General features: G+C 65.5%; 25 protein-coding genes and 2 tRNA genes. 15 read left to right on the top strand and 12 right to left on the bottom strand.

Annotated features, from left to right (window positions below; translation table 11 throughout):
- Positions 1 to 54 precede the first annotated feature (54 nt).
- Positions 55 to 936, top strand: coding sequence for a LysR substrate-binding domain-containing protein (locus CQW49_RS13175; protein ID WP_003609085.1), 882 nt, complete (start codon positions 55 to 57; stop codon positions 934 to 936).
- Here CQW49_RS13175 and CQW49_RS13180 read toward each other — a convergent pair.
- On the bottom strand, positions 930 to 1,547 hold the full coding sequence (locus tag CQW49_RS13180) for a L,D-transpeptidase (protein WP_003609083.1): 618 nt from the start codon (positions 1,545 to 1,547) through the stop codon (positions 930 to 932). The genes CQW49_RS13175 and CQW49_RS13180 overlap by 7 nt on opposite strands.
- Before the next feature lie 344 nt (positions 1,548 to 1,891).
- Here CQW49_RS13180 and mepA point away from each other — a divergent pair, with 344 nt between their 5' ends.
- The gene (gene mepA / locus CQW49_RS13185) at positions 1,892 to 2,779 is read left to right on the top strand and encodes a penicillin-insensitive murein endopeptidase (RefSeq protein ID WP_244441308.1); all 888 of its coding nucleotides are present in this window, start codon (positions 1,892 to 1,894) and stop codon (positions 2,777 to 2,779) included.
- A 52-nt stretch (positions 2,780 to 2,831) separates the two neighbouring features.
- Here mepA and msrA read toward each other — a convergent pair whose 3' ends face one another.
- On the bottom strand, positions 2,832 to 3,458 hold the full coding sequence (msrA, locus tag CQW49_RS13190; protein ID WP_051418712.1) for a peptide-methionine (S)-S-oxide reductase MsrA: 627 nt from the start codon (positions 3,456 to 3,458) through the stop codon (positions 2,832 to 2,834).
- Between the two features lie 30 nt (positions 3,459 to 3,488).
- The gene (locus CQW49_RS13195) at positions 3,489 to 3,797 is read right to left on the bottom strand and encodes a hypothetical protein (RefSeq protein WP_003609078.1); all 309 of its coding nucleotides are present in this window, start codon (positions 3,795 to 3,797) and stop codon (positions 3,489 to 3,491) included.
- Between the two features lie 192 nt (positions 3,798 to 3,989).
- Here CQW49_RS13195 and CQW49_RS13200 point away from each other — a divergent pair.
- Positions 3,990 to 4,079, top strand: a tRNA-Ser gene (locus tag CQW49_RS13200).
- Positions 4,080 to 4,413: 334 nt separating this feature from the next.
- Here the strand turns inward: CQW49_RS13200 and CQW49_RS13205 are convergent.
- Both CQW49_RS13205 and CQW49_RS13210 read right to left on the bottom strand, forming a co-directional pair.
- On the bottom strand, positions 4,414 to 5,658 hold the full coding sequence (locus CQW49_RS13205; RefSeq protein WP_003609077.1) for a M24 family metallopeptidase: 1,245 nt from the start codon (positions 5,656 to 5,658) through the stop codon (positions 4,414 to 4,416).
- A 23-nt stretch (positions 5,659 to 5,681) separates the two neighbouring features.
- On the bottom strand, positions 5,682 to 5,978 hold the full coding sequence (locus tag CQW49_RS13210; protein ID WP_003609075.1) for a hypothetical protein: 297 nt from the start codon (positions 5,976 to 5,978) through the stop codon (positions 5,682 to 5,684).
- Positions 5,979 to 6,158: 180 nt separating this feature from the next.
- Between CQW49_RS13210 and CQW49_RS26085 the strand changes: the two genes are divergently transcribed.
- The 10 genes from CQW49_RS26085 (at position 6,159) to CQW49_RS24625 (ending at position 13,649) form a co-directional block, all read left to right on the top strand.
- Entirely contained in the window at positions 6,159 to 6,794 is a 636-nt protein-coding gene (locus CQW49_RS26085) for a TetR/AcrR family transcriptional regulator (protein ID WP_274541220.1), read from the top strand.
- 653 nt (positions 6,795 to 7,447) lie between these two features.
- Positions 7,448 to 8,740 carry a site-specific integrase gene (locus CQW49_RS13225; RefSeq protein WP_003609069.1) on the top strand — a complete coding sequence of 431 codons (1,293 nt, stop codon included), beginning with the start codon at positions 7,448 to 7,450 and terminating at the stop codon, positions 8,738 to 8,740.
- Positions 8,741 to 8,996: 256 nt separating this feature from the next.
- Positions 8,997 to 9,266, top strand: coding sequence for a helix-turn-helix domain-containing protein (locus tag CQW49_RS13230; protein WP_003609067.1), 270 nt, complete (start codon positions 8,997 to 8,999; stop codon positions 9,264 to 9,266).
- A 4-nt stretch (positions 9,267 to 9,270) separates the two neighbouring features.
- Positions 9,271 to 9,483, top strand: coding sequence for a hypothetical protein (locus CQW49_RS24615; protein WP_155931269.1), 213 nt, complete (start codon positions 9,271 to 9,273; stop codon positions 9,481 to 9,483).
- Positions 9,480 to 10,082, top strand: coding sequence for a hypothetical protein (locus tag CQW49_RS13235; protein ID WP_003609066.1), 603 nt, complete (start codon positions 9,480 to 9,482; stop codon positions 10,080 to 10,082). Before CQW49_RS24615 ends, CQW49_RS13235 begins: the two co-directional genes overlap by 4 nt.
- 280 nt (positions 10,083 to 10,362) lie before the next feature.
- A complete protein-coding gene (locus tag CQW49_RS13240; RefSeq protein WP_244441307.1) occupies positions 10,363 to 12,489 on the top strand; it encodes a DUF3987 domain-containing protein in 2,127 nt (708 codons plus the stop codon).
- A gap of 2 nt (positions 12,490 to 12,491) precedes the next feature.
- Positions 12,492 to 12,854 carry a hypothetical protein gene (locus CQW49_RS13245; RefSeq protein ID WP_003609062.1) on the top strand — a complete coding sequence of 121 codons (363 nt, stop codon included), beginning with the start codon at positions 12,492 to 12,494 and terminating at the stop codon, positions 12,852 to 12,854.
- A complete protein-coding gene (locus CQW49_RS13250) occupies positions 12,851 to 13,294 on the top strand; it encodes a DUF5681 domain-containing protein (protein WP_003609061.1) in 444 nt (147 codons plus the stop codon). The genes CQW49_RS13245 and CQW49_RS13250 overlap by 4 nt, the downstream gene beginning before the upstream one ends.
- Positions 13,291 to 13,455: a hypothetical protein gene (locus CQW49_RS24620; RefSeq protein ID WP_003609059.1), complete on the top strand. Its 165-nt coding sequence runs from the start codon at positions 13,291 to 13,293 to the stop codon at positions 13,453 to 13,455. The genes CQW49_RS13250 and CQW49_RS24620 overlap by 4 nt, the downstream gene beginning before the upstream one ends.
- Positions 13,452 to 13,649 carry a hypothetical protein gene (locus tag CQW49_RS24625; protein ID WP_003609057.1) on the top strand — a complete coding sequence of 66 codons (198 nt, stop codon included), beginning with the start codon at positions 13,452 to 13,454 and terminating at the stop codon, positions 13,647 to 13,649. The genes CQW49_RS24620 and CQW49_RS24625 overlap by 4 nt, the downstream gene beginning before the upstream one ends.
- 203 nt (positions 13,650 to 13,852) lie before the next feature.
- On the opposite strand, the gene CQW49_RS24630 is transcribed toward CQW49_RS24625, so the two are convergent.
- Positions 13,853 to 14,260 carry a hypothetical protein gene (locus CQW49_RS24630; RefSeq protein WP_003609055.1) on the bottom strand — a complete coding sequence of 136 codons (408 nt, stop codon included), beginning with the start codon at positions 14,258 to 14,260 and terminating at the stop codon, positions 13,853 to 13,855.
- Between the two features lie 48 nt (positions 14,261 to 14,308).
- A complete protein-coding gene (locus tag CQW49_RS24635) occupies positions 14,309 to 14,794 on the bottom strand; it encodes a hypothetical protein (RefSeq protein WP_155931268.1) in 486 nt (161 codons plus the stop codon).
- On the opposite strand from CQW49_RS24635, the gene CQW49_RS24640 reads away from it, so the two are divergent.
- The gene (locus tag CQW49_RS24640; protein WP_003609053.1) at positions 14,793 to 14,960 is read left to right on the top strand and encodes a hypothetical protein; all 168 of its coding nucleotides are present in this window, start codon (positions 14,793 to 14,795) and stop codon (positions 14,958 to 14,960) included. The two genes, CQW49_RS24635 and CQW49_RS24640, sit on opposite strands and share 2 nt — an antisense overlap.
- Before the next feature lie 295 nt (positions 14,961 to 15,255).
- Here the strand turns inward: CQW49_RS24640 and CQW49_RS13265 are convergent.
- Positions 15,256 to 15,331 (bottom strand) — tRNA-Lys (locus CQW49_RS13265).
- An 83-nt stretch (positions 15,332 to 15,414) separates the two neighbouring features.
- Positions 15,415 to 16,359, bottom strand: coding sequence for a metallophosphoesterase (locus CQW49_RS13270; protein WP_003609052.1), 945 nt, complete (start codon positions 16,357 to 16,359; stop codon positions 15,415 to 15,417).
- 65 nt (positions 16,360 to 16,424) lie between these two features.
- On the opposite strand from CQW49_RS13270, the gene CQW49_RS13275 reads away from it, so the two are divergent.
- Entirely contained in the window at positions 16,425 to 18,686 is a 2,262-nt protein-coding gene (locus tag CQW49_RS13275) for a transglycosylase domain-containing protein (RefSeq protein ID WP_003609050.1), read from the top strand.
- Between the two features lie 76 nt (positions 18,687 to 18,762).
- On the opposite strand, the gene fumC is transcribed toward CQW49_RS13275, so the two are convergent.
- The 3 genes from fumC to CQW49_RS13290 form a co-directional block, all read right to left on the bottom strand.
- Positions 18,763 to 20,160 (bottom strand): class II fumarate hydratase, encoded by a 1,398-nt coding sequence (gene fumC, locus CQW49_RS13280; RefSeq protein ID WP_003609048.1) that lies wholly within the window; start codon positions 20,158 to 20,160, stop codon positions 18,763 to 18,765.
- A gap of 63 nt (positions 20,161 to 20,223) precedes the next feature.
- Positions 20,224 to 20,802, bottom strand: a complete 579-nt coding sequence (locus tag CQW49_RS13285; protein ID WP_003609046.1) for a sigma-70 family RNA polymerase sigma factor — start codon at positions 20,800 to 20,802, stop codon at positions 20,224 to 20,226.
- The gene (locus CQW49_RS13290) at positions 20,802 to 21,161 is read right to left on the bottom strand and encodes a NepR family anti-sigma factor (RefSeq protein ID WP_003609044.1); all 360 of its coding nucleotides are present in this window, start codon (positions 21,159 to 21,161) and stop codon (positions 20,802 to 20,804) included. The genes CQW49_RS13285 and CQW49_RS13290 overlap by 1 nt, the downstream gene beginning before the upstream one ends.
- Positions 21,162 to 21,229 lie beyond the last annotated feature (68 nt).

The raw sequence follows: 21,229 nt of genomic DNA on the forward strand, positions 1-21,229 counted from the left end.
GACGAGCTACAGCTCGGCGTCACAGGATGAAATAAATTCATCCATGGGGTCGGCATGCGCCATCTCCCTTCGCTCGTCGCATTGAAAGCCTTCGAGGCCGCCGCATGGCGGCAGAGCTTCAAGCTGGCCGCCGCCGACCTCGGCGTCACGCCGACCGCCGTCAGCCATCAGATCAAGCAGCTGGAGGCGGAGCTGGGCGTCAGCCTGTTCACGCGGCGGCCGCGCGGGATCGCGGTCACGCCGGAGGGGCGCGCCCTCTTCATCGATCTGCGGCGCGCCTTCGACGCTATCGCCGAGGCGGTCGAGCGCACGCGCGAGCGCCGGCGAATCGCCGCCCTCGCCGCGCCTGCGGCGCTCGCCGAGCGTCTGCTGCTGCCGCGCATAGACGACTTTCGCGCGCGCTGTCCGGGCTGGGACCTGCGGCTGAGGATCTGCGACGATGCGGACGAGCCGCGCGATGGCGCGACCGATGTCGTGATCCGCTGCGGCCCTCTGGAGGCGCAATCCCGCTTCGCCGCGACGCCGCTGCCGCCGCAACGCTTCGCGCCTGTCTGCAGTCCCACGCTCGGCGTGCGCCGTCCCCGCCATCTCGCGACGGCGACGCTGCTCCACTGCCCCTCGACGCCGAGTTGGCGTCAATGGCTCGAGGCGCGCGGCAAAGGCCGTTTCGACCCGGAGTCCGGCCTGCGCTTCGAGGACGAGGCCGCCCTCATTCGCGCCGCGGTCGCCGGTCGCGGCGTCGCGCTGGCGCGACTGCCGCTCGTCGCTCGGGAGCTGCGGTCCGAGGCGCTGGCGCAGCCCTTCGGCCCGCATCTCGACGGCCCCTCATATCATCTCGTCCATTCCCACGGCGCGCAAGACCAGCCGGCGGTCGCCGTTCTGAGAGATTGGCTGCTCGCCGAGCTCGTGGACACGCCGCGCGGCGCGGATCAATAGCCGAACGGATAGCTCATCGGCGCCGACTGCCACGACTTCACGCTGGCGGAGCCGCGATAGCGCTGGGACGGCCCATAGGCCATGGCGCGCGAGCGATGGCCGGCATAGGCGACGGCGTTGGAGCGATGCGGCCGATGCAGGCCTGCGACATGACGCTTCTGGCCGCTATGCGCGGCGTAGCGATGCGAGGTCGGAGCGGAGCCGGTGATCGAGATCTGCGCGCCCTCTTCCTGCACCATCTTGTAGAGCGCCGCGGCGTTGCCGGGGGCGAGGCGCACGCAGCCGTGCGAGGCCGGACGGCCGAGCGCGCCGGTCGAATAAGTGCCGTGGATGGCGTAGCCGCCGTTGAAGAAGATCGAATGCGGCATCGGCGACATGTGATATTTGCGCGAATAATGCATTTTCTGCAGCCCGGTGGGGGCATAAGTGCCGCGCGGCGTCACATAGCCGGAGCGCGCCGTGGAGACCGGCCAGCTGTAGGACCCTTTGGACGATTCGACATGCATCCGCTGGGTCGAGAGGTCGACATGAATTTGCACGGTGGCCGAAGCCGCGCCGATCGACGCGAACAGCGCGGACGCGACGAGCGCGAGAACTTTCAAGAAACGCATGACTATACTCCCACGAACTCGAGACACATGCCGCTCAGCTAGCGCGGCATAGAACCGTGGCCTCTACGTAAGGGCAATCTATATCCGACGGTAAGGTTGACGCCAAAGCCGAAATTTTGGCCGCAAAGGCCGCCGGCGCGGCGCGCCGACTGTCATTTTTCTGTCAGGCGACTGATTCCGGCCAGAATTTCGCCCGATTGCCGCGATTGAACCGACGTCGGCGCCGCATGGCCGCCACGAGTCGTCTCCTCGAGAGCGCGAGAGCGCATGCGGATCGCACGGAGGCTCTGGAGGCCGAACCCGCGAAAGTCGCTCACATGGTTTCTCTGCGACCGACGATTTTGATGCTTTCGCTCCTCGTCTGCGCCGCCGCGCAGGCTCAGGATCGGGGCACGCTCGACCCCAGGCCATTGCCGCCTCTCGCTCATCCCGGCGATCCCAAGACCCCGGCCAAGGAGCTGTTCGGCCGCGCGCCCGGTCCGGCGGCGCTCGAACCCGAGCCGATCGGCTTTTACTCGCACGGCTGCCTCGCCGGCGCGCAGGCGCTGCCGGCCAATGGCCCGAGCTGGCAGGTCATGCGCCTCTCGCGCGGCCGCTATTGGGGCCATCCGGATTTGATCGCCTTCCTCGAGCGGCTGGCGCCGCCGGCGGCGCAGGCCGCCGGCTGGCCGGGCCTCCTGATCGGGGATATTTCACAGCCGCGCGGCGGCCCTATGCTCACAGGCCACGCCTCGCATCAGATCGGCCTCGACGCGGATATCTGGTTGACCCCCATGCCCGGCCGCGAGCTCTCTCGCGCCGAGCGCGAGGAGATGTCGGCGACCAATGTCGTGCGGGAGGATCGGCTCGACGTCGACCCGGAAATCTGGACCGAGGGGCATATGGCCGTTCTGCGCACGGCCGCGCAATCGCCGCAGGTGCAGCGCATCTTCGTCAACGCCGCGATCAAGCGCGCGCTCTGCCGCCAGGCGACCGGCGACCGCCGCTGGCTCGCCAAGGTCCGCCCGATGTTCGGGCATGATTACCACTTCCACGTGCGGCTGTTCTGCCCGCGCGGCGCCGAGAGCTGCAAGGATCAGGACGGCGTGCCGCCGGGCGACGGCTGTGACGCCTCGCTCTCCTGGTGGTTCACCGAGGAGGCGCTGCACCCGAAGAAATCGACCAAGACCTGGCCGCCGATGACCATGGCCGGCCTGCCGGCCGAGTGCCGGCAGGTGCTGACGGCGCGATAGAGCGCCTTCCGATCGAACGGGATCGTTCGATCGATCAGCGCGTCCCCCGCGGTCAGGCCGGCTCCGCGCCCAGCCCTGTCGGGCAGGCGACGCCGGTTCCGCCGAGCCCGCAATAGCCGTCCGGGTTCTTGGCGAGATACTGCTGGTGATAGTCTTCCGCATAATAGAAAGGCGGGGCGGGCGCGATCTGCGTCGTGATCGGGCCGAGGCCCTTGGCGGCGAGCGCCGCGCCATAGGCTCGCCGCGACGCTTCGGCGAGGCGCAGCTGCTCGTCCGACGAGCAGAAGATCACCGAGCGATATTGCGTGCCGATATCATTGCCCTGCCGGTCGCCCTGAGTCGGATCATGACTCTCCCAGAAGGTTCGCAGCAGCGTCTCGCAGGAGATCAGCGCCGGATCGAACGCCACCAGCACCACCTCGGCATGGCCGGTGCGGCCCGAGCAGACCTGCTCGTAGCTCGGATTTTCGGTCGCCCCGCCCGCATAGCCGACGGCGGTGACGAAGACGCCCTCGCCGAGCCGCCAGAAGCGCCGTTCCGCGCCCCAGAAGCAGCCCATGCCGAGGACGATTTGTTCGAGCCCTTGCGGGAAGGGGCCATGCAAGGGATGATGATTGACGAAATGGTCCATATCGGTCGCGCCTTTCCGGCTGCCGCTGCGTTTGCGCCAATATGGGATCGCTCCGCCGCCGGCGGAAGGGCTGCGCCGTCAGCGCGCCGGAAAATCGATCGGTCGGCGGCGCTTGCGGCTCGCGGCGATGAGCAGCGCGCCGAGACCGGTGAGCGTGAGGCTGAGCGGCGCGCGCAGAAGCAGCTCGAAAAGAGGGCCCCACAGCGACCGCTCGGCGGCGGCCTGCCAGGCCTTCGTCTGCAGCGGGAACAGCTCGATGGTGGCGACGCCGAGCGGGACAATGCGCAGATCCCCGCCGGCCAGCGAGCGCGTGCCGTCGACGATAAGGGCGGCGAATCCCCCGGCGAGCAGGAGAAGGCCGGCGAATCGGATGAGCAATCGGAGCATGGGATCGTCTCGAGGCGGCGCTGCGAGTCCCCACAGGAATAGAACGCGTGGCGGCCTCTGTCCACGGGGGAAGGCCGCGGACCAGAAAAAGCGCAAAAAGCGCGGCCGGGGACGTAGATAGGATTTGCGCTCTGCTCGCGCCCGCATATAGTGCGCCGCCATCGCACCCGGCGATTTGCCGGCGGCGAGCGCGGAGGGGTGGCCGAGTGGTTGAAGGCGCACGCCTGGAAAGTGTGTATGCGGGAAACCGTATCGCGGGTTCGAATCCCGCCTCCTCCGCCATCCTACGCTGGAACACGCTTCGGGCGCGCGTGCTCCTCGAGCCGACTGCGAGCCACGCTACTGTGGAGTTTCTGGTCGCGTCAGAGGCGTTGCCCAGCTCGAGACAAGATCGCGGAGAATGAGGAGCGGGCGGCTGTCCATTAGGTCGCTCCTATTGTCAGGTTCTGGATTCGTTCGCCCGCTGGCCGGCCCCAACGGGCGGCGGCGAGCCGAGCCGCTCCATCAGGCGACCCGGCTGGAGCGGGGCAATCATGTCCTTTCAGGAACGTGCGGGTGCGGAAGAGCCCATCCCCACACGATAGTTCCATTCGAGCACGCGTTGCATCGCAGAGTTCTATGCGCGCATCAGCCGCGTCGAGTTGCTGTTGAGCTCGATACCGCCGCTCTCGCCGACCAGCACGGTGCCGCCGAGATTGACCATTCGCCTGCCGATGCCGCAGTTGGGTTCGAGCGCGAACACCATGCCGGATTCGAGCACGCGGTCGACGCCCATGGTCGGGAGCGGCAGCACCTTGCCGTAGCGGGCCACTTCCGGCAAGTCGACGACATGCTCGCCAGCGCCGATCATGGTGTAAGGCGTCAGTGAGTGGACGAGCGGGTGCACTTGCCAGCAGGCGGCTTCGCGTATCGGGGCGCGCATCGCCTCAACGACGTCGCCGAACACGGCGCCGGCCTTGAGGGCCTTGACGCCAGCCTCGTAAGAAGCGCGCGCAAGCGCCGCCGCATCTTCGAAGTCCGAATGAATATTGCCGACGCCGATCGCGGGCTGGTGCTGGGTTTCCAGCAAACCGAAGGACGCGAACACCTCGGAAAGAACGACATCGCCCTCCTGAATGATAGGCGGCGCCTCGGGCCGATAGAGCCAAGCCGGCGGCCCCCAGCCGACGAACTCCGGACCCGAGCCGAGCAGGATTTGGCCGGTGTAGCCGACATTGCGTGCGGCGGTATCGAGGGCGACGGCGTAGATCTCGTGCTCGCCGGCGCCGGGACGGGCGGCAGCGCGCATCGCCTCGCACATTTTCTCGCCGATCTCCGCCGACCATTTCAGAACAGCGATCTCCTCGTCGCTCTTGGCGGCGATGCGGTTCAAGAAGTCGGCGCCGACCGGCTCGAAGCGGGCCTTCGGCAGGTCGTCGAGGATCGCCTTCCAGGTGTTGTAGGGAATGACGCCGTCGAAAAAATAGGGCGGGTAGGGTTCGAGCCCGACGATGCCGAAAGTGCAGCTGTCGAGGCCGCGATCTTCGATGATCTCGACGACGTTGGTCCCCATCTTGCCGACATACATGTTCTCCGGACTGATCCAGCTCCGGTGACCGGTGTAGCCGGCCTGAATGTGGTCTTCGATGACCGTGGAGATGAAGACGACGACGATCGGCTCCTCGCCCTTTGGGAAGATGACGATCGAACCCGGCCGCTCGTTGGTGAACCAAGCATCGGGCGCGTAAAACGCCGGGTAAGCTCCTTCCCGGTCGCCGTAGACGATGAGCGCGTCGAGGCCACGTTCTTCCATGAGCCGGTTCGCCAGCCCCCAGCGTCGATCACGTTCGGCAACCGAATAAGTCGGGATGGTGCTAGACATGAGCGCGGTCCTTTTTCGGGGCTTTAGATGCGGATGCCTTCGATCTCGGCCTTGCCGAGCGGCAACTTCGCGGCGGCGATGAAGCGGTCGCCGTCGACTCGGCCGACGATCTCGGCGCGAATACGTCCGATCGGCGTGCTGATCCTGGCGGAGAAACGAACCTCGTCGCCGGCGACGGCGCCGCCGGAGAAGTCGGATCGTCCCTTGACGTTTTTGATGAAGCCCGAGAGGGTTGCGCCCTCGACATTCAATACCAGCTCGGCTTCCTGTGGTCCGACCGGTGTCTTGACAGTGATCTTGTAGGTTCCCGGAACAGGCATGACGTTGCACCTCGCATAGAGATGGTGACCTATTGGTCATTATCTCTCGGAGCGATAGGCGTCAATCAATTAATGACCAAACAGTCATTAATCGTCGCCCGAAAACTCTGGCGATGCCGTACAAAAAAATCTGGCGTGTAAGCGTGAGCGTCTATGGTTGACCAAGGGGAAGAACCGCCGGTGGAGCCTCCATCTGAACCGATCGACAAACCGAGACGGCGCCGCAAGGAGGCGCGGCCGCAGGAGATCATTGCCGCAGGGCTGGCGGAATTCGCCGAACGCGGTTTCGCGGCGACCCGGCTCGAGGATGTCGCCGCTCGCGCCGGCGTCGTCAAAGGGACGATTTACCGCTATTTCGATAGCAAGGAGACGCTCTTCGAGGCGGCTCTGTCATCGGGCGTCGGCCCTGCTTTCGAATCGCTGCCGGACATCGTCGCTGACCACGACGGCTCGACTTTCGACCTTCTCCGCCTATTGGTCGTCCGACTCTATGAAACCTTGTTCCTCCCAGAGGTCGAACTCCTCGCCCGGATCATCATCAGCGAAGGACATCGTTTCCCCGCTGTCGCCGAGCTCTACCACCGGATTCTGATCGGCAAAGGCCGCGATATTCTTCGTCGGATCATCGAGCGCGGTCTGGCGCGCGGTGAGTTGTCGCCGTCGCCGCTCAGCGCGACGCCTGAAGTGCTGATTGGCCCCGTGGTCATGGCCATCGTCTGGAACACGACTTTCGACCGCCTCGATCCGATCGAGCCAAAGCGATTTCTGGAAGCGCATCTCGATCTTCTCGAAAAAGCGCTTGGGCGCAATGGCTGATCGAGCTTTCGGTTCCATCTGTTGGTCTTCATTCAACTCGAGCGCCGTTTATGCGGCTTTCGAATGCAACAGCGTAGACGTAGTTCTCATCTGGATCTGAGATCGGACGGCGCGTCGATGACAGCGCCGCGCGGCGATGGTCGCCGTGGCGCGTTCCAGGGTGAATCGATGTTCGGTCAATTCATCAGACAAATTCTCACTGCATCCAGAGAGCCGGCCAATCCACGAGCAAGCGAAAAGGATCGGCGCGCGCGCCGATGTTCGACACATCCATGCGCGAGATCGGCGGCTATCACACCGAGCGGGTCGTTGACCGGTGGACAGCCCGCTATCGGATGGCGCCATTCCCGGCGCCGAGCGATGGACGATCATTCCGGTCATGAAGACGCGCGGGACCTGTCCGGCCTCGGCGCGAAGAGAGTCGCCGCTCCCGCGCTGATTTTGCCGCTTAGAATATTGGTGGGCGCACAAGGGCTCGAACCTTGGACCCGCTGATTAAGAGTCTCACGGTTCGGCATTTCGACGGATTTATCGACGCTCCCTAAGCATTCCCAACCGCATGAATAGATGCGATTTTCATTGCATTTCGATTCCCTGAGTTTACTTTGAATGCCGTTCGCGGTGGCGACACGGTGGCGACACGGGATTGCACAATGCCGATCAAGCTGACGAAACGAGCTGTCGACGGCCTCGCCGCGAGGGAGCGGGCATTCATCGAATTCGACGCCGACATCGCCGGCTTCGGCGTTCGCGTCATGCCGAGCGGCGTCAAATCTTTCGTGGTCGAGTATCGCCCGCACGGCGGCGGGCGCAGCGTCGCCAAGCGGCGGGTCACCCTCGGCAAGACGACGCAATTGACGCCGGAGCAAGCTCGCCGGGCGGCGGCTGACATGCTGGCGCAGGTGCGGCTCGGCGCTGATCCTGCCGCCGAAAAGGCGAGCCATCGGGAAGCGCTCACGGTCGCGGGCCTGATAGAGGCGTTCGAGGCCGAGCACGTCGCCGGCAAGCTGAAGGACTCGACGGGCCGATCCTATCGCGCCGGGCTGGACGCTCTGAAGGGTGCGCATGGCTCGCTGAAGGCCGAAGCGCTCACGCGCGGACAGGTCGCGGCCCTGCACGCAAAGATGCGCGCGACGCGCTATGCGGCCAATCGGGCGCTCGCCACATGGTCGAAGATGTTCGCTTGGGGAATGAAGCGCGGCCTCGTTCCGAAGGGCGATAATCCGGCGCGGGAAATCGACCGCTACAAAGAGGATAAGCGCGAGCGTTTCCTCACATCCGAGGAACTGGCGCGGCTCGGCGACGCTCTGCGGGAGGGCGAGACGAGCGGCCTCGTCTATGAGGTCGACGAATCGAAGCCGAAAGCCAAACATGCGCCGAAGCTGGAGAATCGGCGCGTCAAGCTCGACCCCTTAGCGGCCGGCGCAATCCGGCTCCTGATCCTCACGGGCGCGAGGCTGCGGGAAATCCTCGATGCGCAATGGTCGCAAGTCGACAGCGAGCGCGGCATTCTATTCCTGTCGGACAGCAAGACGGGCCGCAAGTCGATCTATCTGAGCGCCGCTGCGCAAGCCGTGCTGGCGAACCTGCCGAAGATCGAAGGCAACCCGCACGTCATCGCCGGCGCCAAGGATGGCGAGCCGCGCGCGGACCTCAAGAAGCCCTGGAGCGCGGTGAAGCGCGCGGCCGGCCTCGAGGGGGTGCGGCTTCACGACCTGCGGCATTCCTTCGCCAGCGTCGGCGCTGGCGCGTCGCTCGGCCTGCCGATCATCGGCAAGCTTCTCGGCCATACGCAGGCCGCGACGACGGCGCGCTACGCGCATCTCGACGCCGATCCGCTGCGAAGGGCCGTCGACACGATCGGCGCGACGATCGCCGCGGCAATGGACGGCGGGAAGCCGGGTGGCGAGGTTGTGCCGTTCACAAAGAAGCGCGATGTTACTTGATATACCCAGAAAGCTGCCTTGCGCACATAGCGAGAATCGAGCATACTTGAGTCTCGCGTTCGTTCCCGGCGATACAGGGGCGTTTCGTCACTGCCACGATACGGCGGGGGTCGTCGCACCGACTTTAAAGAGGCGTTTCGCGACCGCGGCGACATGGCGGGTCGGCTTCGCACGGCCGTAAAATGGGCGCGCCGCATTCGAGCGGCCTCGTCGAATCGCGACGATACAGCGAGCAACCGAATCCCGAGGATCGCACATGCACAGCGAAGCTGTTGCGTGCGGGGATGGCGTCGCACGCTCCTCCTCCCACGCCCTTTTGAAGACGCCTGAAGCGTCGGCTTACCTCTACTCGACCTACCGGATTTCCACGCCGCGCACGCTCGTGAAGCTGCGCTGCATTGGCGGCGGGCCTGCATTTCGTCGGATCGGTCGCGCGGTCGTCTATGAGCGCGATGCGCTCGACCGCTGGGCGCAGGCTCGCCTCTCGCGGCCGATGTCGTCGACCTCCGACACGGAGGCCGCATAACGCCATGGCCGAAACGAAAAGGCCCGCCGCGCTGGCGACGCGGCAGGCCCTGAGAAATTTGTCATGCGGCAAAGCTGACGGGTTTCTCAATACTGCAATTCAGCCTTCGGTTTCAATTGAAAACCGCCGCGCGCAATTGGTCGCGCGACGCTTTCGAATTTCTGAGACGCTTGCGGCCGTCGTCGTCTCCCTCTGCTACGGGGAGGCGCGGCAATGAGCGCGGTTCAATCTCGGCCTCTGACGGAGGCGCTCGCCCGAGGCAGCGGCCCGCGCGTCGAGTTCTCAGGCGCGCTCGAATGGATGCCGAACGCTGAAGGTGGCGTTGTTCGCGCGCTGCGGCGTTACGAGGACAGGCCACTCGTCATCCTCGGACGAACGCCTGAAGAGGAGGCCATGCTCGCGCTCGACCAGATCGCAGACGAGGCGTTCGCCTCGGGCCACGGCGAGCTGGTCCTCTCGACGCGGCGATACGAAGTCGCGTCGCTGCGCCAGTTGCGCCGCCGAGTTCGCGGCGTTGTCGACGGCTATGCGCGCGCCGACGAGCGCGACGGCAAGCGGCAAGTCAGCCGCGGCTTCAAGGTCTTTTCAGACGGCGAGAACAAATCACAACATCTCGTTGCCATCGGCGCGCTCGGCGAGGTCCTGCTTTGGGCGCGCAAAAATCAGCCGTTCGAAATTAACGCTGAAGTTCATCCGCACAATTGTCTCTTGGCGATCGATATCAAACCGATTTCACGAGACAGAGCAATTCAGTGCGCACGTTCTGACAATTGGATTGCGAGAGACAGGAAAAAGCGGGAGGCGCGCCATGTTTGACCTTCAACAAGCGGCGCGCCTTCTCGGCGGCGAGGTTTCGGGCGGGCAAGTTCTATGTCCGGGCCCGAACCATTCGATGTCCGATCGCAGTCTCGCGGTTCGATTCAGCCCGGACGGCTCTTTCATCGTGAATTCGCACGCTGGCGACGACTTCGCACTGTGCCGCGACCACGTGAGCGCGGCGCTCGGCCTCACTCCCCTCGCGGCGAACGGCGCGCGCGAGCCGCGTGCGGAAAGGCCGCGAGAGGCGAAACCCCAGGGCGACGGTTCCGAAATCGTCATGCCTGTCCCGTCCGACGCTCCGCCGGCGCCAGCGACGCATTCGAGCCTTGGGAGGCCGAGCGGACGTTGGGGCTATCGCGACGCAAACGGCGATCTGCTATTCGAACAGTTGCGTTTCGATCCGGCCGGCAAGGGCAAGGTCTTTCAGCCCTTGACGCTCTGGCGCACGCCGCGCGGAGCGCTCGAATGGCGCTGGAAGGGCGTGCCGGAACCGCGCCCCCTCTATGGGGGGGACAGGCTCGCCGCGCGTCCAGATGCGCCCGTCATCGTGTGTGAGGGCGAGAAGAGCGCCGACGCGGCCGGCCGTCTGCTGCCGGACTATGTGGCGGTGACGAGCATGAACGGCGCGGATAACGCCGGCAAGGCCGATTGGAGCGCGCTACGCGGCCGGCGCGTGGTCATATGGCCGGACGCAGACGAGAAGGGCGCGCGATACGCCGATGCGGTCGCCGCTCTCTCCCTCGCGGCCGGCGCGACAAGCGTCGCAATTGTCGATCTCCCCGAGGCCTCGCCGAAAGGCGCGGACGCCGCCGATTTCGAGGAGCTTGGCGGCGCGCCGGATGCTGCGGCGGAGTTCATCGCCGACGCGACGCTCTACACGCCGCCGGAGAGGGGCGAGGCGAAGGCGAGCGCCGACACGAAACCGGAAGAAGCGCGGGCGAGCGCCTGGCCTGAGATGAAGCCTCTCGGATCGTCACTCCCGCCCGTCTCGCCGCTCGCGCCGGAGCTGTTGCCGGAGGCGATCCGAGACTACGTGTTCGATGTCGCTGATCGCCAGCAAGCGCCGCCCGACTTCGGCGCCATCGCGGCGCTGTGCGGCCTCGCTTCGATCGTCGGCAACATCGCGCGCATCCGACCGAAGCAATATGACGATTGGGAGGTTGTTCCGACCCTATGGGGCGCGATCGTCGGGAGGCCGAGCGCGATGAAGTCTCCTATGATGCGCGCGGCGCTCGCGCCGGCATATGCGTTGCAGGATGCGCTACGCAAGGAATGGGAGACAGCGCAGCGCGCTGCCGATATCGAAGGCGCATTGTCGAGCCTCGACGCGAAGGAAGCCGGCAAGCGTGCGGCGAAGGCGCTGAAGGGCGGCGACCGCGAAGAAGCGAGACGCGTTCTCGCCGAACATGCCAGAGACGGCGAAGATGAAGCACCTTGCCCCCGCTTGATCGTCAATGATGCGACGGTCGAAAAGCTCGGCGAGCTAATGAACGAAAATCCGCGCGGCCTATTGCTGATCCGCGACGAATTGCACGGCTTCCTCGCGCGAATGGAGGCCGAGGAATACCAGTCCGAGCGCGCTTTCTATCTCGAAGCGTTCAACGGCGACAGCCAATTCACCTACGATCGAATTGGCCGAGGGACAATCCACATAGAAAATTGCACGCTGTCCATTATCGGCGGCATTCAACCGTCGCGCATTTCCCCGCTCGTCAAAGGCGCTATGACGGGCGAGCGCGATGACGGCTTGATCCAAAGGCTTCAGCTTGCGGTTTGGCCCGACGATATCGGCTCTTGGGCTTGGTCGGATCGCAGCCCGGACGCTTTGGCGCGCAAGCGCTTCGATGATGCGTTCCGCGATCTTCACGAGATGGCGAAGGAGTTGACCGAGCCGGCCGTCTTCAACTTCTCGCCCGAGGCGCAGAATATGTTCCGTCAATGGGTGACGGAAATTCAACTCGAGGCCCGCGCCGGGAAGCTGCCTTCGGTTATGGAGAGCCATCTGCTCAAAATGCCGAAGACGGTCGCGTCCCTGGCGCTGATCTTCCACCTCGCGGACAACGGGCGGGGCGCGATCAGCGCCGAGGCGACGGCCCGAGCGCTCGACTTCGCCGACTATCTGCGCAGCCATGCGAACCGGCTCTATTCCGCCGGAGCCGCTGCGGCGGAGAACGGCGCAAAGCTGATCGTCGAGCGGCGGGCGCAGTTGCCGCAGCCGTTCACAGCGCGTCACGTCCATCAAAAAGCATGGGCGGGTCTTGCCGATCGCGACGCAGTGGGAACTGCGATCGACCTGTTGATCGAGAGCGGATATTGCCGTGAAGTTCCCGTTTCGACTTCCACAGCCGGCGGCCGTCCGACCATCGCATATGCGTGGAATCCCGCTCTCGGGACGGAGGATTGACCATGGGGCGATGGCTTGCGCTCGCCCGCGCCGACGCGAGCGAAAAAATTCTGAAAGCGCCCTTGGGCGGCACCCTCAAAACCCTCGAAACCTCGCGCGCCGTAGGTTCTGAAGGTTTTGAAGGCTCGGGTCCCGACGCTTGTGCGAAAAATTTCGCTGCGCGCACTCCCGATCCGTCGCCGGCCGAGCCGCCCGATATCGCCGTCGCCAAGCTGCTCGACGCCATGGCGGCGGAGAACGCCGCTCGACGCGATTGGTGGACGAAGCCGGAGCCGGAGCATGGATCGGGCAGGATCACCATCCGTTCCGTCGCGACGGGCGAGAGCGTCACCATTCATCTTCCTCGAGGGAGCGCGGGCCGATGAGCACTGATAATTCAGACAAAAAGCAGGGCGGCGGCCGATTTCAGAAAGGCCAGTCCGGCAACCCTCGCGGCAAGCCCAAGGGCGCGCGCCATCGCGCGACGATCCTCGCCGAGGCGTTGCTCGACGGCGAAGCCGAGAAGCTGACGCGGAAGGCGATCGAGCTGGCACTCGACGGCGACGGCGTGGCGTTGCGCTTGTGCTTGGAACGCATCGCTCCGCCTCGCAAAGATCGCCCGGTAGGATTTCCGCTGCCGAACATCGAGCGCCCGGCCGATGCGGTCGCAGCAAGCGCCGCCATCCTCGCGGCCGTCGCGCAAGGCGATCTCACGCCCGACGAAGCTGAGCGCGTGCTTCGGCTGCTCGCCGAACACGTCAAGATCGTCGAGACGACGGAGCTTGAAGAGCGGCTGAAGCGCCTCGAGGAAAGGACCGGACTATGACGACAGCGATCGAAAAGCGCCTCGCCCGCTTGGAGCGCGAGAGAGAAGCGGAAAACCCCTACGTTATCCTGCCGACGCTGCCGGGCGAAGAGGCCACGCCAGAGCGCGAGCTGACGATCGACGAGTGGCAGGCGCGGCATTGCGGGGAGGATCGACAATGACGCGGATCAATTCAGCGAGACTGCGCAAGCTCGAAACGCATCGCTCGCGCCTTCGCGACCTACGGCAATTGAGCGACGCGCAATTGAATGAGGGCATTGCCGATGAATTGGGGATTTCGCCCGAGGAAGTCGAGGCCATGAGCGACGACGAACTTGAATTGATCGCCGGCAAGAGAGGGAATGAACGGAAATGAAGCGCTCGGCCGGCGGATGACAGGAAATGACGACATTTCACGGCGCTGCGCGAATGAGTGGAAATGAGCGGGCGGAGCTGAGCATTCACTTGAATTCTTGATTTTAATCAAAAAAAATCAAAACCGCCCGACTAGCAACAAAATAAAAGGAAGGCTCCCGGATCGATACGCGCCGACGATTGAGAGCCGCGAGGGCGCGGCGTTCAATCCCTTCCTCGCGGCAACTGATGGCGGGCCGCGAGAATAAGACCACGCTCTCGCACATGGTCCGCGAAGTCTTGCTCAACTCGCCGCCGCCGCGCCGCGCGCTGCTTTTCCTTCAGGATCGGCGCGTAATGGTTCACCGCGAGGGTGAACGGCAGCGAGACGAAGAAGACGCCGAGCGCGAAGCAGACCTTCCCGAAAGCCGGCGCATTCATGTAGTCAGGGCCGAAGCCGAGCGCCTTGCACAATTCCATGAGCGCATAGCCGGATACGCCGGCGAGTGAAATTTGGACAGAAAACCAAGCGATTTGCCGGAATGCAGGCCCGAAACCTCCGGCTCCCCAGATTGCTACGCCAATTCCTGCGATTGTGACCGCCGCAAGACCGGCTTGGATTGCGATGAACATCTGAAAATTCCTGCGAATGGCTCGTCATCAATGACAGGGTGCGAAGCCTCAATTGCAAATTGTCGTCGAGCCGATCCGATTGCACATGACGGACCGGTTTGCGTTGGCGATGGCGACAGCGCGGTTCATCTCTTGTTGTTCGGCTTGGACGACTTCGAAAAACGTGCGTTCGACGCACGTCGAGAAAGCTGGCGTTCCCGGCACATGCCCGAAATTGGCGCAAACGTCTTTTGCGCCGGCGATGACTTTCGCGCGTTCTTCTGCCGCTTCTTGCGCTCGCTCAGCGGCGGACTTGCACGCGCTCACGGCGACGATAGCCAAGAGCGCGGCTGCATGCTTGATTTTCATCGACTCCCCCGGCGCTTGACCGAATGCGAGCGGAACACGCAACACGGCTACGGCAAAGTCCGTGGAGTTCCGGAGCGCCAACCACTCGGGCGCGTCCTCGAAAAAGCGGAGTTTTCCCTTGAAAAAATGGATTTTTCCCTCGGCTCCCGTGCTCTTTTGAGGCCGTGAAAAAACGAGGTCTCTCATGAACCGATACCCGACTATTCCCGCCTCTCGCCTGCCCTGGCGCCGTTCTCCTCGCGGCCTTCCCGCCTTCTACCGCCAGCGCGACGCCCTCGCGATGCTGCTTCTTCGCGCGGCGAGTCTGCTGGTCAACATGGCGCGAGAAATCGCGCCATGGCTGAAGCCCTGACGACGGAATGAGGGGAGCCTGTTCGGGGCTCCCCTTTGCCGATCCACGTCTCCGGCATGGCGCGGAACGCGAATGCCCGCGAAGGTGCCAGCGAGGCGGTGAAGGCGCAAGCCATGGCCTCGGGCGCTTCGCGAAGGCCAGTGCCTTCGCGGTTCGGATCATGGCGCAGCAACCAATGGCTCGCGCGCTTACTCGACGTTCCGGCGACTTTCCGCGCCGTGGCGACATGGTGGCGACACGGCTTTCAGCCCGGCGGCTTTCTCGCCCGAAACGTTTCGCAACGTCTTGATTTTATTGGTGGGCGCACAAGGGCTCGAACCTTGGACCCGCTGATTAAGAGTCAGCTGCTCTACCAACTGAGCTATGCGCCCGTCCGCTCTTGCGAACGTTGGGCGGGGATATCAAATCGATGTGGCCGTGTCCAGCTTCGAGCGGAAAAATTTCGTCTCGGTCGTCAGCTCGCTTTGCGCAGCCGATGCAGCGTGATCTCGGGCGGGCAATTGAAGCGGACCGGCAGGACCGAGGAGCCGGCCCCGACCGAGGTGTAGCCCTGCATCTCGCCATGGCGCCAGGCGCCCGCGCCGAGCGCGCGCGGCAGCACCGAGTCGAGAGTGACCGGCGTTCCGCCGGGCAGGCAAATCTGGCCGCCATGGGTGTGGCCGGCGAGCAGCAGATCGACGCCCGCCCCCGCCGCGCGGGCGTAAATCTCCGGCGTATGCGACAGCAGGATCGAGAAGTCCTCGCGCGGCGCGCCGGCGAGCGCGCGGCCGAGGTCGTCGGCGCGGAAATAATGCGGCTCGTCGACGCCGGCGACATGGATGCGCGCGCCGCCGCGCTCGATCGCCTCGCGTTCGTTGAGCAGCACGGTCATCGCCATCGCCTCGAGCCCCGGCGCCATGCGGATCGTGTCGTGATTGCCCAGCACGGCGAGGATGGGCGCGTCGATCGCCGCGCGCAGCCGCGCGAGGCCGGCGAGCGCGGGCGCGAAGGGGCCCGTGGTGGCGCCGCGATAATCGCCGGTCAGTACGCAGAGGTCGTAGCGCAGTCCCTGCAGCAGCGCGCCGACGCGCGCCATCGCGCCGGGGCACATGTCGACATGCAGATCGCTGAGATGTAGAATTGTGAAACCGTCGAAGGCGGCCGGCAGCCGGGACGAGACGACGAGATTCTCTCTCAGCGCGATTTTCTCGGCGTTGGCGAGGCCGCGCCGATAGAGTCCGACGACGGTCAGCGCGGCGCGGATGACGCGCGGAGAATAGGCGACATTCTCGATATGGAAGAAATTGAGGCCCTGCCCGAACGCTTGCGCCTCATGCTCACGCTCGACGGCGAGACGCTCGCGAGCGCGCTGTGGCCCGAGCCGCGCCTCGAGCCAGGGCGGAATGTCATCCTCGGTCATCGTGCGGAAGATCTCCTGTGCTCGCCCCGATGCGAGCTTCGCACATCCGGTCGTGCGAGATGAAGATGGTTCGCGGCCCGATGTCGACGAATGCGGCCTGGGCCCTCATCCGACCCGGCTGCGCCGGGCCACCTTCTCCCGCGAGCGGGAGAAGGACTGCGCGTCGCCTGTTCTGCTTTTTCTTCGTCGTTCTCGGGCTCGGCGTTTCTATTCGCTGCATCCCCGCCGCGCTCGTCGCGCCGGAGCCGACGCCGATCGTTTATGATCGCAACGGCGCCTTCGTCACCCAGATCGGCGCTCACGCGGATTATGGCTATTGGCCGCTGCGCGCTGTTCCCGAGCGCGTCGCCCTCGCGACGCTGGCGCTCGAGGATCGGCGCTTCTTCTCCCATCCCGGCGTCGATCCGCGCGCCGTGCTGCGCGCCGCCTGGCGCAATCTCTTCGGCCGAGGACGACGTGAAGGCGCCTCCACCATCGCCATGCAAGTCGCGCACATGCAAACGCGGGCGCCGCGCAGCTTCGCCGCCAAGATCCTCGAAGCCGCGACCGCGCTGGCGCTGATCGCGCGCCACGGCCATGAGGCCGTGCTCGCGCATTATCTGCGCCTCGCGCCCTATGGCAATGGCAGCCATGGCGTCGCCCATGCGGCGCGCTTTTACTTCGACAAGCCGGCCGAAGATCTCTCGCTCGCGGAGATTGCGCTGCTCGCCGCGGTGCCGCAAGCGCCGGGGCGAATGAATCTGTTCCGCGAGCGTGGGCTCGCTTCGGCGCGGACACGGGCGAAACAGGCGCTCGCCTATTTGCGGGAACATGGTCTCGTCGACACGACGCAGGTCGCGCTCGCCGAGCGCCAGCTGGCGACGCTGCGTCCAGTCGGCGCCGCGCGGCGTCTGGACGCGCTGCATCTCGCCTTGCGCTATGACGCGCTGATCCGCGAGGGCGCGATCGCGCCGGCGTCGCCGCAGGACCCGCGCATTCATGCGAGCGTCGACCTCGCGCTGCAAGAACAAGTCGCGAGCCTCACGCGGCGTTATCTCTCGCTGTGGCGCGGCGCCGGCGCGCGGCAGGCGGCGGTCTTGGCGGTCGAGCGCGGAACCGGCGCGGTGCTCGCCGATGTCGGCTCATCCGACTATCGCGATTCGCGCGACGGCGCTTTCGACTTCACTCGCGTGCAGCGCTCGCCCGGCTCGACGCTGAAGCCTTTCGTCTATGCGCTCGCCTTCGAGCGCGGCGCGCTGCGGGCGACCGACATCCTCTCCGATATTCCCGAGGGCGCCTCCGGCGTCGACAACGCCGACGGCCTGTTCCTCGGTCCCATGCCGCCGCGCCAGGCGCTCGCCAATTCGCGCAATGTGCCGGCGACCAATCTGCTGCGCCGCGTCGGGCTCGAGGCCAATTTCCGCTTTCTGCACGATCTTCGCCTGCATGATGTCGAGGCGCCGGCCGAATCCTTCGGCGTCGCCATGGCCATCGGCGCGCTGCCGACGCGGCTCGAGCGGCTCGTCGCCGCCTATGGCGCGCTCGCCGAGGACGGCGTTCTGTCCGATCTCGTCTTCGCGCGCGAGCAGAGGCGGCGGCGTTCCATCCGCGTGATGTCGAGCGACACGGCGCGGCTCGTCACCTCCATGCTCGCCGATCCGCTGGCGCGCCTGCCGAGCTTTCCGCGCTATGGGCCGCTGGAATATCCCTTCGCGGTAGCGGTGAAGACGGGGACGTCGCAGGGCTATCGCGACGCCTGGACCATCGCTTTTTCACGCAAGGCGATCGTCGGCGTGTGGCTCGGGCGCGGCGACGCCGGCGCGATGAACCGGCTGAGCGGCGCCGCCTCCGCCGCGCGGTTGGCCCATGCCGTGCTCGCTCATGTGCATGGCGCGAAGCCCGGCGATCTCGCCGAAGATTCGTTTCCGGCGCCGGACGGGCGCGTCCCGGTGGAGATGTGCCTCTCGGGCGGCGCCAATGGCGGCGCCTGCAGCGAGACCTTGATGGAGTGGGTGAAGCCGAACGAGCGCCCGGCGGCCGCGCTCGCGGCGCCCGCTCCGTTCGCGGCTGCGGTCGGGCCCGTGGCGCTGGCGATCACGACGCCCGAGCATCGCACGCATATCTGGCGCAATCCCGAGCAGCCGGAGACGCTGAACCGCCTCGCGCTGAAAGCGACGGCGACGCCGTCTGCGCAGCAGATCCTCTGGTATGTCGATGGCGAACCCTTCGCGCTCGCCGAGGCCGACGCGACGGTCTATTGGCCGATGCGCCCGGGGACGCATCGCATTCAGGCGCGTCTGCCGATGCGGCAGGAAGGGTCGCGCGTGGTCGAGATCACGGTGGAATGAAAGAGCGAGCCTGAAGGCTCGCGGTCCAATCCGCGCCACCTGGACCGCGAGCCTTCAGGCTCGCATCTTTGTCCGCTCAATCATTCGGCGCGAGCATCTTCTCCGGCCGCACCAATTCGTCGAACTCGGCCTCTGTCACCTTGCCGGACTTCAGCGCCTCCTCGCGCAGCGTCTTTCCATTGTGATGCGCGGCGCGGGCGATCTTGGAGGCGGCGTCATAGCCGATCTTGGGCGCGAGCGCCGTCACCAGCATCAGCGAACGCTCGAGGAAGTTCTTGATGTTGGTTTCGTCCGGCTCGACGCCGTCGATGCAGCGGGTGACGAAGCTGTCGATGCCGTCGGCGAGCAGGATCGTCGATTCGAGCAGAGCGAGCGCGATCACCGGCTTCATCACATTGAGCTCGAGATGGCCCTGTGACGCGGCGAAGGTGATCGTCGCATGATTGCCGAAGACGCGCGTGCACACCATGGTCATCGATTCGACTTGCGTCGGATTGACCTTGCCCGGCATGATCGACGAGCCCGGCTCGTTCTCCGGCAGCTTCAGCTCGGCGAGGCCGGCGCGCGGACCGCAGCCCATGAGGCGAATGTCGCAGGCGATCTTATAGAGGCCGGCGGCGAGCGCGTTCAGCGCGCCATGGGCGAAGACCGCGGCGTCATGGGCGGCGAGCGCCTCGAATTTATTCGGCGCCGTGACGAAGGGCAGGCCGGTCTGCGCCGCGATCTTCGCCGCGACGGTCTCGGCGAAGCCCTTATAGGTGTTGACGCCGGTGCCGACGGCGGTGCCGCCCTGGGCGAGCAGGAAGAGATCGGCGAGCCCTTCGCGAATGCGCCGCGCGCCGAACTCGGCCTGGGCGGCGTAGCCGGAAAATTCCTGGCCGAGCGTGACCGGCGTCGCATCCTGCAAATGCGTGCGGCCGATCTTCACAATATGGTCGAACGCCTTCGCCTTCGCTGCGAACGCCGCGTGCAGCCGCTCCACCGCCGGCAGCAGGCGCTGCGAGATGGCGATGGCGCCGGCGACATGAATAGCGGTCGGAAAGCTGTCGTTGGAGGACTGGCCGAGATTGACGTGATCGTTCGGGTGAACCGGGGACTTGGCCCCGCGGCCGGCGCCGAGCGCCTCATTGGCGCGATTGGCGATCACCTCGTTGACATTCATGTTGGACTGCGTGCCCGAGCCGGTCTGCCAGACGACCAGCGGGAAATGCTCGTCGAGCTTGCCCGCGATCACTTCGCGCGCCGCCGCGGCGATGGCGGCGGCGACCTCCGGCGGCAGCAGGCCCTTCTCGACATTGGCCTCGGCCGCTGCGAGCTTCACCCGCGCCAGCGCATGAACGACCTCGATCGGCATGCGGCCGACCCCGATGGGGAAATTGCGGCGCGAGCGCTCCGTCTGCGCGCCCCAATAGGCGGAGGCCGGAACCTCTATGTCGCCGAAGGAATCACGCTCGATACGGAATTGGTCGGTCATCGGTGGACGCTCGCAGACGAAGGAAAGGCTGAAGCTTCCCTATGCGGCATTTCGGCCCGTCTATCAATCATTGCCGGCGCGCGGCAGGGCCGTGGCCTCGCCGATGAAGAAAGCGTCGCCGATATCGGCGCCGCTCGACAGCGACAGCACGTCGGCGAGGCGGTTGCGGGCGCGATTGACGCGGCTCTTCATCGTGCCGGGCGCGCAATTGCAGATCGCTGCGGCTTCTTCATAGGAGAGGCCCGAGGCGGCGACGAGGATCAGCGCCTCGCGCTGATCGAGCGGCAGCTTCTGCAGCGCCGCGCGGAAATCGAGAAAATCCATATGCGCGTTCTGCGCCGGCAGCGACACGAGACGCGCGGCGATGAGCCCGTCCGGATCGGGCGTCTCTCGGCGACGCTTGCGATAATCGCTGTAGTGGATGTTGCGGAGAATAGTGAACAGCCAAGCGGTGAGGTTCGTGCCTTCGGTGAAGGAGGCGAGGCTGCTCCAGGCCTTGACCAGCGTCTCCTGGACGAGGTCGTCGGCGCGGTCGGCGTTGCCGCAGAGCGAGACCGCAAAGGCGCGCAGGTTCGGTATGGCCGATACGAGATCGGCTTTCGATCCTTTGCCCCCGGCTTTCGCCGACTCGTTCTCCGGCACTATCCCTCCCCGGGCGCTTTCGTGCTCGCCGAGGATATCGTGTCCGCCTCGAGCTGGTTCAAGAGCTCCAGGAAACGCTCGGGCACGGGCTGCTCGAGCACGTCATTATACAGATCGCGCAGCTGGTCGCCGATTTGCTCGCCGATCTTGTTCCTGTCGGCATCGCGCCTAGATGACGAGCGCGGGCTCCGCTCCTGCGGGCGACGCGAGTTCAAGACCACCAATCCTTCGTGATCGGCCGCGGAATGCACATCCTCTTGCGTGACCACTGGATCAAACGGCGTCTCCTCCCGGTCTCCTCGGCTGTCGGTTTTGCTGAGCGCGGCGGCGGCATTGGTTCTGCGGCTGCTCTTTCCCATCGGCTCCTCGAGAATTGCAAAAATCCATGCCCTGGCGAGTTGACGCGACCGCGCTATACTGCATTGCG

It is taken from the genome of Methylosinus trichosporium OB3b (assembly GCF_002752655.1).
Taxonomy (GTDB): domain Bacteria; phylum Pseudomonadota; class Alphaproteobacteria; order Rhizobiales; family Beijerinckiaceae; genus Methylosinus; species Methylosinus trichosporium.